The sequence below is a fragment of the Pseudoalteromonas sp. genome, from assembly GCF_036960685.1.
In the GTDB taxonomy this organism is placed as follows: Bacteria; Pseudomonadota; Gammaproteobacteria; order Enterobacterales; family Alteromonadaceae; genus Pseudoalteromonas.
In genome coordinates this window covers 1-11,676 of sequence record NZ_JBALXK010000022.1, presented here as the reverse complement: position 1 = coordinate 11,676, position 11,676 = coordinate 1, and the positions used below count along the sequence as shown (strand labels likewise).

Here is an 11,676-nt window from a genome sequence, read left to right as displayed (position 1 = left end):
CTCATTCAGTAATGTTTGGTTGAACCGACACGATTCATACTTGAATCGACACACACCTCAATTAATAACTTTACCTTTTATCTTGAACCTTGAATCCTGAACCTTAAACCTTGAATCTTGAACCTTGAATCTTTTACCTCAGCTGTAAACCCCCATTACATAATACAAATTATTAACGCCTAAGTTATTGTGATGCAGTATCCGTGGCACAATTTTGTAACGACTTATTTTCTGACATATCAATAATCAAGCATCTATCAGGTAGCGCATGATTAAGGTTGTCGTAAATACTGAATGCTTGAGTCAGGGCTGATTTTAGCTGGCAAATGTTTTTACCTTTATTGTCACTGCTAACAACGCACCTTGTGTTGTTATTTAATAAGTTTGCCATTGTTTGATAAGTTTGCTGAGTTGCTTGGCTAATATCAGCAAACGCAAGCGTTCCAGCGTTACGCACTAAGTAAAAGTCAGCGATAAAATCGAGCACTGTTTTAGCCTGTAAGCCTTGGCGTTGTACTTTAGATAGCTGGCTATCATTGTTAAACAGAGCCGTGATCTCTAATAATGACATATTCAATACTTGCTCACGAAAGTCTTGTGGCCACTCACGAGGAATAAACCGCCATTGTGCCAAAGCTTGTAAATGCATTTTACTGTAACTGTGGTAGCTTTTGGCTGTCAAAATACGGTTATTCCACAGCTGCTCTGGGGCATTTTTGTTTAGATAGTCATACTCTTTTTGATAGGCGCTAAACAGTTGGTCAAACTGGGCAACGTTATCAATCGTAATCGTATCCACCTTTGCTAACTGTTTATTAAGTGTGACTAACTTATAAGCAGGGCGGTATGCCGCGATAGAAGGTGCTTGAATATTAAATAGGGTGTTATGCTCGCTCTCAATGACCGATGTGTCGTTCATGTGCATGTGCCCGCCAATGTGCAGTTTCAAACCAGTTTCGGCGAGTAATTTTCGAGTATCAAGACTAGGCTCTCTGGCTAACTGAAAAGCCGTATCACCAAACAGTGATTTAATCGACTGCGTTTGGCCATCGTAAAATTCCCCCATCGGAAAATGGCTAAACGCAACTAAGGTTTTACCTTGTGCTTTTGCCCTTTGCACTACTTGTGTGATCCACTTTAATAAATAAGGCTTTTCAGTGAGTACTTTGTTATAGCCTGCATTACCCGAGCCTTGAAAGATCAAATGGCCATTTTCCAGTTTTGGGATATACACGTTCGCATCAATAGCCAATAACCAAAGTCCTGCAACAGGTTCAACTAAATAGCTGGTATCGGGTACTTGCTTACAACGTGATTGGTCATTCTGCGCGCATTGGGTATAACTGCGTTCAGTGAGCAACGCCTGCTTGCCAAATGGTGTTTCCCACAGCAAATCGCGGTTATCTGGCTGCAAACCAAATGGCGCCATTATATCTACAATTTCTTGATAACCAGCATGAGCGATTTTATCGCTGCATACTAACGCATCATTATCTTTAGCATCCTCTTTACAACGTGGATGATCGGTTGAATAAATCCCCACTTGTTGCCCGTCAGAGCCCAAAAAGTCCGCCTTTCCGCCAGCACTTTTAAATGGCCTAACCGGATCATGATTACCGGGGATAGCAAAAAATCGCATGTCATATTTTTTAGCGTAATCCGCTAAAATAACTTTTAAACCATTTAAATGAACGCCCTGACCGTCATCCGTAAAATCACCGGGTAGAGCAACTAACTTTACTCCTTTGGCGGCAATATCATCTAAAGTGGCTATTAATGCAAAATAGTTTTCATTAAATAATCGCGTGGAGTGAATTTGCGCCTGCATGCTACGAATACTAACGGGCTTAGCCCCTTTATTAAGCTCAATACCGTTAAATCCTTCAGCTGAAAAATCGCCATAAATATCATGGAAATGAATATCGGGGACAAAGGCAATTTGCGTATTACTTAGTGGAGCAGCATGTAATGTTGTACTAAATATACACAGTATTAAAGGTAGAAATAACTTCATAGAAATGCCCTGTTATCACATTTAAAACAAAAAAACCGAAAGCATTAAGCTTCCGGTTTTTATACATTGAACCCGTTAAAAAATAGCTCTTAAACCTAGCGATACTCGACGTCCTGAAAACTCATACATAGTCGGGAATGCAGGATCTAAGGTATAGCCTTTGGTTTCTTCGCCAGTGATATTAATGCCCTCAAGCGTCACTTTTACTGAATCATTAATATTGTAGCCCAGTGATACATCTGTTTGGCCGTAGGCATCACGGTAAACTGGATACATATCACGCTCAATGTACTCTACGTATTTATCTTTGTAGTTATATGAAATACGCGCATCAAAGCTTTCATTCTCATAATAAAAAGTCAGATTGTAAGTTTCATCGGCAAGACCTTCTGGCGGCGTTGGAATGCCTAAATCAGAAGCTCCAGTTAATGAGTTATCTAACGTAGTGTAGTTAGCGTTAACACCAAAACCTTCTAACATACTACTAAAACGAACAAATGGGATTTGCGCAATAAATTCAATACCGCTAACATCATACGACCCTTCAGCATTCACTTTTTGATAAACATCAAAGTCGTACACACCATCCACAGTGCCGTTATCGTTGTATTTTGTTACGCCTTCCACAACGCCAGTAAGTGACTCACGTACTACGCCTTCAATTTCTTTTTCAAAGTAAGAAACCGCCAATAAACCGCCTTCTTCTAAATACCACTCTAGGCCCACTTCCCATTGATCAGCATAAGTTGGTTTTAAGTCTGGATTACCATCGCGGTATTTAAACTCGTTTAAGCTCACTGTGCGTTTATAAGCAATATCGGTAAGGGCAGGGCGCATTAATGTTTCTGAAGCCGCAGCACGCAGTACTAAGTCATCGTTAAGCTCAAGGGTAAAGTTAACACTAGGTAATACATCCGAGTAGTTACCACTTTTTGATACTGGCGCTGAGGTGTAATCCGTTGAACCATCATCATTTTGTACTTGGTGATAGCCCGATGAATTTACGTCCGTCTCGATGTAGCGTACACCGGTATTCAAGGTTGCTGGCATATCACCGATATCAAACGCAAAATCAGCCATAGCGTAAATGGCCGTGGTTTTTTCTTCTACTTGGTAGTATTGATCAGGTTCAAAATCAACGGCAAAACCTGTGTATCTCAGTTGGTCGCGGGCATAGCTATTTGAAATTTGACTCCAATCTTGCTTAGAAGACACCTCAGACAAGTACTCACCACCATTAACAAGATCTGAAATACTGCTAAGCTGGCTGTCAGCAAGGGTACGCGTGCCGACCCAAGACGAGTCGCCCGCTGATGGGCCCGTTACGCGGTTTGTACCGTAGTCGCGTTGTTTTGACTTATCTGTATAACGAGCACCAAACTGTACTTTACTTAACGCAGGGAAAAACTCTAAATTTAACTGACGTGAAAAATCCAATTGCGCTGCGTATTTATCATCAGAAATAGCCTCAAGGTTTACTTCGTTATAATCAAATAAATAAGCCTCTGGTGAGTTATACATATCAAAGGTATCTGGGTTATCACTTGGGATAGTTTCTGCGCCGGTACTGGTGAAACGAGAACGTGTTGCACGATAAGCCGTGTGCTTTAAGTTGGTCGTCTCGGTTGTTTTATCTGCGCCACTGTAGCCAATTAAACCATACACATCCCACTCACCCACTAACCAGTCCATCGCAATGCTAAATTGCTGATAGTCAGTATCACTGCTGTTTTCTTTACTTAAAAATTCATGCTGTGTAGCCGCATAATCAACGTCAGTTAATACAGTGATGCCGTAATCGCTAAGGGTTGAACTGTCGTATTGATTAACACGCTCTAATGAACTAATACTTGATGCTGTATAAGCCGCCGCATCGTATTCATCTTCGTGATCATCAAAGTTACCTAATAAACCATCAAACGTTAAACTAAACTCACTGCTTGGTTTATATTGCAATGATAACGTTGCTCCCCACTTTTCTTGCTCGGTAAGATAAGCACGGTCGCCCACTTTATCTATAAACACTACGCGGCTAGTTTCATCGCTATCCAAACGATCATTAATGCTAATACCTGTATCACGCTCTAAAACGTCTGCCGCTTGATCGGCTTGCCATTGTGATGAGCCTGACTTTTCTAACCAACGAGAAAGCGGACGAAAGTTAATGCCAGAATTACTATCGGTGCGGTTAGTGCGCTGCGAATAAGCAAAAGAGGCAAGTGCGCCCCAATCACCAAATGTGTCACTGGCTAAAAACGCTAATTTAGGATCAGTCTGCTCAGAAATATCATTATAAGCACCTTCAACTGATGCGACTAACTTACGTCCTTCATAATCAAATGGTCGTGCTGTGGTAATCGCAACCGAGCCTGCAATACCGCCTTCTTCATCCGCAGCAGTGGGGGATTTTTTTACCGTAACACTTTGAATAATTTCCGACGCAAAAATATCAAATTCAACATCACGACCGCCACTACCGGATGCCGTAGCAAGGTTGTTAATCGACACAAAAGTAAACTCACTCGGCAAACTACGTACATTCACCTTTTGACCTAAGCCTTTATTTCGCTCAATCGTCACACCTGGCATACGCTGTAGTGCTTCTGCAAGGTTTTGCTCTGGAAAATCAGCGATGTCTGAAGCGACAATCGAATCTGAAAAACCAATGTTTGTCCGCTTTAGGTCAATCGCTTTTTCTAAACTTTTAATATAACTACCCGTTACGACGATTTGCTCCATCGCTTGATCTTCATTTTCAGCGTCTTGCGCGTAACTTGGCGCGACAAATAACGCACTTAGTGCCAATGCTAAAGGTGATAGGGTAAAAATTCGCTTAGTCATCATGTTGTTCCTGTTGTATGTATTACGACTTTAAATTGATTTCGCTCCTAATGACGCTGCAAAAAATTAATAGGGGACGTATTTATTCGATGAAGTTTTTGTGTCGGTTTTGCGACACTGCAATCATAAAAGTGTCATTAAATCATCATAAAAAAGGTGTCACCTTTGCTCTAGTATGAGCGTCTATTAAAAATGTAATGTTATAGATAACGATGAGAACTGATGCCTCAAACTCAAACGCCGCCATCGCTAATAAACGCACAAGGTCAACAAAATAGACCCCTCGTTAAGTGCTTTATTGCCAACCAAGATGCACTAAAAAGCTTTTTTCGTCGGGCAGTCGGTGAGCAGGCCGATGCCGATGATTTATTTCAAAAACTGCTGATGAAAGCATTAAAAATTGAATGTTCGGAGCATATTGATAACCCGTTAGCGTATGGCTATCGCATGGCAAAACATTTAGTGATTGATCATCATCGAGAGCAAAATAAATCTCCCGAGAGCTTAGAGCACGAACCTGAAAGTAATGCGCTGTCACTGGAGAGTTTACTTGAGCATGAACAACGCTTGCGCTTATACCAGCAAGTGCTCACGCAAATGTCAGCACTGCGTCGTGATGTGTTTATTCGTCGCCGCTTACATGGTGAAAGCCGTCAACAAATAGCGCAAAGCTTAGGGTTATCAGAAGAGGCGGTAAAAAAGCATATTTCCCGCGCGATGGATATGCTCAAAGACGCAATCAGCGAATTTATTGCCGACTAAATGTCCCCTTAATGAACGTTAAGTCGTTATATTAATAATAGAGATAGATAGAGAAATAACATGGTCACCTCATCCAAACATGACGATGAAAATAAAGATCCACTCAAGCAAGCGATTTGGCAAGATGCAGCACTTACCGAAGCACTTAAAATGCTAGATACGTCCACCAAAATTGCAGCGCCAACACACATAAAAGCCAACACCCATACTAACTTTTGGCTCTGGGGCAGCGCGCTTGCGGCGAGTATAATCATGGCGGTAGTCGGGGTGGCAACATTAAGTCCTGAGGTTAGCCCAACAACAGCAACTTTCATTGCCACACAGCAATTTACAGCGACCAAAGCGACCGATATTACCTTGTCGGACGGCTCTGAAGTTGCTCTAAATACGCAAACTAACCTGCAATTTCATGAAAATGATAAAACCAGACAAGCCACCTTAAGCAAAGGAGAGGCCTACTTTGCAGTTAAGCGCGATGAGCAACGCCCATTTACCATTGATACCGGTAACGCAACAGTTAGCGTGCTAGGCACCGCGTTTAATATTGACAAAACCCTAAGTGGAACAACGATTGATGTATTTCATGGCAAAGTGGCGGTAACCACCCGCGATAACTCACAACGAGTAGAATTAGTAAAAGGACAGCGCGCCCGCGTTGATGCCAAGCAAATTATTGTAACGACTTTTAAAGCACAGCAACCAGATTGGCAATTAGGCTGGCTTGATTTAGAAAATGTGACCATTAACGATGCTATTTTTCAACTTAATCGCTATACCGACAAACCACTAGTTCTGAGTAATGTGGATGCGGACCTGCGCGTCAGCGGTCGCTTTAAAACGGCAGATGTATTAGGGGCAGCCTCTTTAATAGCACAGTTGAATCAACTTGAGGTTAATCAATTTGACGACAGTATTGTATTGTCAGCAACGCAATAAAGGTTGATTGGTTTTATTTATAACTTACAGGGCAATGTCATAAAGTGTTCATCTAAATTCTTCACACTAAGGGTTTAATGAAATTGGAAGGCTGTTCATAGATGTTACGTATAAGCTGTTTTTTATGTGTAGCGTTACTCGGTCTTTCTTTTACTGCTAATGCCACAACCACAAGTTTAATAGAGCAACTAACACGTCTATCTGAGCAGTTTTCTACGGCTTTAATTTATGACAACGCGCTATTAGAAGGGCTCGAGGTAGAGCCAGTACAGGCTACATCATTGCAAAGCACCTTGAATAAATGGTTAACCCCGCATCAGTTAAGCTGGCAAAAAACAGCGGCTGGCATCGTTATCTTTAAAACCATCACACCTGTAATATCAATATCTAAAACTAACAACACTTCGCTGCTTGAAGAGGTGACTGTAACCGAGCAACTCCCCACATCATCCAACGGTGATGCCTATAACAGCAATTACCAACAAGCGGTAAATTATGCGCAGCAAGTAAAAAGTGATTACGCAGGAGAGAGCGAAGTTGCGCTAGGTGCGATGCTCACGCAACTACCGGCTGAAAACTTAGCTGAAGCTCTGCAAGCAGTACCCGGTTTGAGTATTACGCGCGATCGCGGTGAAGCCCTAAATATTAATGCGATGGGATTGGGGGCTGAGTATCAATTAACGCTATTTAATGGTCATCGCCTTGCAAACACCGAGAACGTGCGAAATTCAAATCAGTATGGGCAACAACACCGTTTTGATATATTTAGCGCTGGGTTATTTTCAAATATCGCGGTTTATAAAACTTCAAATTCAAGCCTTCCTAGTGGTGCCGTGGGTGCTACCGTTAACTTGCTTAGCGATGATCCACTTGCTTATCAAGACAATAACTTACAAGTTATGCTCACTGGTGCAGCGCTTGAAGGTGAGCGGAATTTTCAGCCAAGCTTTGGCCTAACGGCAAATGCTAAAAGCGCAGACGGTGATTTAGGAGTCATTTTTAAAATGAACTATGAGAACCGTCTACAACGTCAGTTTCAGTTTGAAAGCTGGCACTGGGGAGAAAATAACGGCGCACCAAAGCCTTACCAGTGGCCTGATATTAACGAAAACACCTTAGTACCTACAGATGGCTTAGCACTAACCATAGAAAACGAAGACCGTACCCGCGCAACGTATTACGGTGATCTAAGCTGGCAAGCCACTGAGCGTTTAAAAATTAACTCTTTGTGGTTTAGATCAGATACTGACTTTTCGTTTGATGAGCATCGTATATCGATTAACCCACAAAGTCAGTCGGCTCAAGCACATATTAACACTGAAAATAATAGCCTCAACCAATTCATGTTTAACGCTGTAAATGCCAAAACGAGCCGCGAAGAATCCAACTTATATTATGCCAACCAAACCATACAAGTTGATGCCAACTGGCAACCCAGTGTGCATTTACCTTTAACGCTTTCGCCGTTTTACAGTAGCAGTAAAGCAAACAGTAAAACTAAAGAGCCTATCACTCGCGTTCATGTTGCGACTTCACCTATGCAAGCAGACGTAGCTTTACAAAACACATCGGTTGATAACTTTAATTTTACAGGTAACTTGGGGTTAGTAAGTAGCTACTCACATATTAGCCAAATGAGTAAACGCACTATCAATGTGCTTAATGAAATACAAGAGTGGGGCATAGATAGTCATTTCAGTGCTGAAAATAGTTGGGGCCTGCAAGCGCTGGATATCGGCTTTTTACATTCAACACAAAGCTATCACTACGCCCGCAAAGATATCAGTTTATCGCCCTCGGCTTTAGAGCAACTACCTAATTTAGATGGCCGTTGGCTTGAGCCAATTGCCAATCAGTTTTCAGCAGGATTTATGAACGCTGAAGTACAACCTTGGTTAATCCCAAAAAGTGACCTGTTGCAACTTTATGATATTGATTTGCCGTTCGCAGAAATGAGTGAGAGTGACCGATTAAATAGTTACAAAGTAAGCTTTGCATCAAAAGAAGGTTATATCTCTTCACAGTGGCAATTTGAGCAAGTAACGCTAAGCACTGGCTTACGATACAGTAATACATTAAGTGAAACACAAGGATCGCAACTAACAAAAACTGGGGGGGTGGCGCCTATCAATAGCAGCAATAATGATAGCGCGTGGTTACCGTCAGTTAATTTAAAATGGCAGCCTTCGCAATATTGGCAATGGCGGGCGGGCTTTAACCGCGCTTTAAATCGGCCAAATTACTCAGATTTAAACCCAAAACTGCATGTAAACTCAGGAGGCCTACCATATGCAGAACTTGGTAACCCCAATTTGCAACCGGTTATAGCCAACACCAGTACGCTCTCTGTTAACTGGCAACAACAAAGCGTAAGCGCACAATTGCTGGGCTTTAATCACCACATGAATAACTTTATTGTTGAGCAAGCAGCAAGCTTTAATTATCAAGGCCAGCATTACAACTCTTTGCAACGTACTAACGATGGCCAAGCTCAAGTCAATGGCTTACAAGCAAGTAGCCAGTGGCAATTACCGCAATATAGCCAGTGGTTCTTACAAAGCCAATTATCAGCAAGCATCACCCATATCAACAAAGCAGATGTAAGCACCTCAGCTGGTAATCACTTTAAAGTAGAAGGAGTCTCTGACTGGACAGGTAACCTGCGCTTTTTAGTCAGTGATAAAAAATGGCAAGCTGCATTTAATATTAATTACCGTAGTGACTTTTTGGAGCAACGCGACATTAGTAATAATGCCAGTAGTTATGTTGAAGACTACACCAGCACAGATTTAAGCTTTAGCTGGTTTTACTCAGCAAATGCCAGCCTTCGCTTAGATCTATTTAATGCCACCAACGAAACCCTGACCCGTACAGCAAAAACTGACGACGCCAGTTCATTACTCAAAGCAGAAGAATTCGGCCGCCGCGTGGTTGTTAGCTTATCATTAAAAATATAAATTTTTGCATTTGCAACACGCAAGCTAAACTCACTTTTGTAAACCCCCATTACGTTTTGAATAAAAACAATACAACCGACTAATGTCTAAACTCTGTTTATGCAAACCCAGTAGCCGCGCAGTTGAGGACTTGCTAGTATAAAAATAATACAAAACGATAATTACCTCATAATAACGATAACTTAGCCTTTAGGTACTTTGATATGACTCCCTATTTTGTAAAGTGTACAGCCGTATTGATACTAAGCGGTTTGTCGCACTCAGTGATAGCAACCGATAATTCAACGGCTCCCGCCTTTAAAATGGAAGAGGGATTAATCGATATCACTAAGCCCTCTACGCTGGGACTTTCAAAAGCTAACAATACTGAGCACTTTGAGGTATTTAAAGCCATAAAAGGCAAGGCTCAGTACAACCATGGCGCAGTGCTATTTGCATTTAAAGGGCGCTTATATTGCCAATGGCAATCCTCAAAAAAAGACGAAGATGGCCCAAATACTCATGTTTTATATAGCCAAAGTGAAGATGGCCAAGCTTGGCAAACAGCTCAATTACTCGCACCAACACGAGAAAGCGCAATAGTCACTAGTGGCGGGTGGTGGAGTGATTCAAAAACCTTAGTCGCCTTTATCAATGTTTGGCCTAAAAATGCCAACCCAAAAGCAGGTTATGTTGAATACGCTTTAAGCCAAGATGGTATTAATTGGAGTGACTTTAAACCGGTTTTAAATAAAGCAGGCACACCGCTAAAAGGCGTTATTGAACAAGATTTAAAAGCCTTACCCAGCGGCCGAGTTATCACAGCGGTTCACCATCAACCAGGATTGGTGGCAAGCCCTTTTTATACTGATGATCCATTGGCGATTTCGGGTTGGCAAGCAGGTAAGTTTAACAACCGACCTTTTAGTAAACACGTTAGCGATGAGCTAGAGCCTAGCTGGTTTGTTAATAAAGCAAACGATGTGGTTATGACCTTTCGAGATCAAGGCGGCAGTTATAAAATTTTAGCCGCCAGTAGCCATGACCAAGGAGCCACGTGGACAGATGCAATCACCACCAATATACCAGACTCAAGAGCAAAACAAAGTGCAGGTAATTTGCCAAATGGCATGGCCTATATAGTTAATAATCCAACCGGTAATAAAACCCGCCTACCGTTAGTTGTAAGCTTAAGCCAAGACGGCTACACCTTTGACCACGCTTATATATTACGAGACCAACACACTCTACCGGCCATGCAATACCAAGGCAAATACAAACGTATTGGTTACAGCTACCCAAAAAGTTATATTTGGCAAAACAGCTTATGGACAAGCTACGCAGTTAATAAAGAAGACATAGCCGTAACAAAGTTAGATTTAGCGCAGTTTCAGGGAGCCGTTAAGTAACAGAGCTAAGGTGCTCAGCAAGCTCTGCTGCTTGCCTATAAGCATTTTCCAGTGATTGTTGATGGCGAGCATCGGCAAACTCTTGATACTCCGAGGCAATTTCATAAATTGTACTCACACCTAAATATTTGCTCAACGTACGCAAGTGCGGCACTAAGTGACTCATATGCTCACGTATGCCGCCTTGCTCAAAACCAAACTCTCCGGTTGAGGTGATCACAACCAAGGTTTTACCGCCAAGTAGAGGTTGTAGCGGAAAGTCACCACGGGAAAGATCAAAATCAAAGGTTTTATTGATCCTCACAACTTGATCAAACCACGCTTTCAGCTGCGCTGGCATACCGTAGTTATACATGGGCGATGAAATCACAATAATATCAGCGGCTGCAATTTCAGCGATTAATGTGTCTGACAACGCTAACAATTGCTTTTGCTCTGCGGTTTTTTTATTCTCTGGAGTAAATACCGCACCTATCCAATATTGGGTAATAAAAGGCGGCGGATTCATGCCTACATCGCGATAGATATACTCATCTATAGCTTGGTGCTGTGCAAAGCTATCAATAAATTGCTTAGCAATATTTTTAGAGATTGAATCATGGGCTGGGTTGTCGTTTTTAATAGCTCTTACGCTTGCATCAACGTGAAGTAGAGTAGTCATACTGTTTATCCTGTTAGTAAATGTAGTTGAATCATCTAACTAACAGGCACATTTCACAAACGAGTAAACCTCAGCTATAAATAAGTTATACTCATCTATAATTGTTCTTATTAGTTG

The 11,676-nt window shown here is 41.8% G+C and carries 7 protein-coding genes; 4 read left to right on the top strand and 3 right to left on the bottom strand.

Annotated elements, in window-relative coordinates; genetic code table 11:
• Window positions 1–184: 184 nt before the first annotated feature.
• Together V7783_RS16405 and V7783_RS16400 are read right to left on the bottom strand one after the other, a co-directional pair.
• Complete coding sequence (locus tag V7783_RS16405; protein WP_335679632.1) at window positions 185–2,014, bottom strand: metallophosphoesterase family protein; 1,830 nt, start codon at window positions 2,012–2,014, stop codon at window positions 185–187.
• A gap of 75 nt (window positions 2,015–2,089) precedes the next feature.
• Window positions 2,090–4,858, bottom strand: a complete 2,769-nt coding sequence (locus V7783_RS16400; RefSeq protein ID WP_335679631.1) for a TonB-dependent receptor — start codon at window positions 4,856–4,858, stop codon at window positions 2,090–2,092.
• 219 nt (window positions 4,859–5,077) lie between these two features.
• Here V7783_RS16400 and V7783_RS16395 point away from each other — a divergent pair, with 219 nt between their 5' ends.
• The 4 genes from V7783_RS16395 to V7783_RS16380 all read left to right on the top strand — a co-directional run bounded on the left by V7783_RS16395 (window position 5,078) and on the right by V7783_RS16380 (window position 10,898).
• The gene (locus tag V7783_RS16395; protein ID WP_335679630.1) at window positions 5,078–5,617 is read left to right on the top strand and encodes an RNA polymerase sigma factor; all 540 of its coding nucleotides are present in this window, start codon (window positions 5,078–5,080) and stop codon (window positions 5,615–5,617) included.
• 60 nt (window positions 5,618–5,677) lie between these two features.
• A complete protein-coding gene (locus V7783_RS16390; protein ID WP_335679629.1) occupies window positions 5,678–6,553 on the top strand; it encodes a FecR family protein in 876 nt (291 codons plus the stop codon).
• A gap of 101 nt (window positions 6,554–6,654) precedes the next feature.
• A complete protein-coding gene (locus tag V7783_RS16385; RefSeq protein ID WP_335679628.1) occupies window positions 6,655–9,510 on the top strand; it encodes a TonB-dependent receptor in 2,856 nt (951 codons plus the stop codon).
• A gap of 203 nt (window positions 9,511–9,713) precedes the next feature.
• The gene (locus V7783_RS16380) at window positions 9,714–10,898 is read left to right on the top strand and encodes a sialidase family protein (RefSeq protein ID WP_335679627.1); all 1,185 of its coding nucleotides are present in this window, start codon (window positions 9,714–9,716) and stop codon (window positions 10,896–10,898) included.
• On the opposite strand, the gene V7783_RS16375 is transcribed toward V7783_RS16380, so the two are convergent.
• On the bottom strand, window positions 10,891–11,559 hold the full coding sequence (locus V7783_RS16375) for an FMN-dependent NADH-azoreductase (RefSeq protein ID WP_335679626.1): 669 nt from the start codon (window positions 11,557–11,559) through the stop codon (window positions 10,891–10,893). The genes V7783_RS16380 and V7783_RS16375 overlap by 8 nt on opposite strands.
• Window positions 11,560–11,676: the final 117 nt, after the last annotated feature.

Coding starts and splice junctions, on each gene's coding strand:
- V7783_RS16375 (WP_335679626.1), bottom strand. CDS start 11,559: ATGACTACTCTACTTCACGTTGATGCAAGCGTAAGAGCTATTAAAAAC.
- V7783_RS16385 (WP_335679628.1), top strand. CDS start 6,655: ATGTTACGTATAAGCTGTTTTTTATGTGTAGCGTTACTCGGTCTTTCT.
- V7783_RS16380 (WP_335679627.1), top strand. CDS start 9,714: ATGACTCCCTATTTTGTAAAGTGTACAGCCGTATTGATACTAAGCGGT.
- V7783_RS16400 (WP_335679631.1), bottom strand. CDS start 4,858: ATGATGACTAAGCGAATTTTTACCCTATCACCTTTAGCATTGGCACTA.
- V7783_RS16405 (WP_335679632.1), bottom strand. CDS start 2,014: ATGAAGTTATTTCTACCTTTAATACTGTGTATATTTAGTACAACATTA.
- V7783_RS16395 (WP_335679630.1), top strand. CDS start 5,078: ATGCCTCAAACTCAAACGCCGCCATCGCTAATAAACGCACAAGGTCAA.
- V7783_RS16390 (WP_335679629.1), top strand. CDS start 5,678: ATGGTCACCTCATCCAAACATGACGATGAAAATAAAGATCCACTCAAG.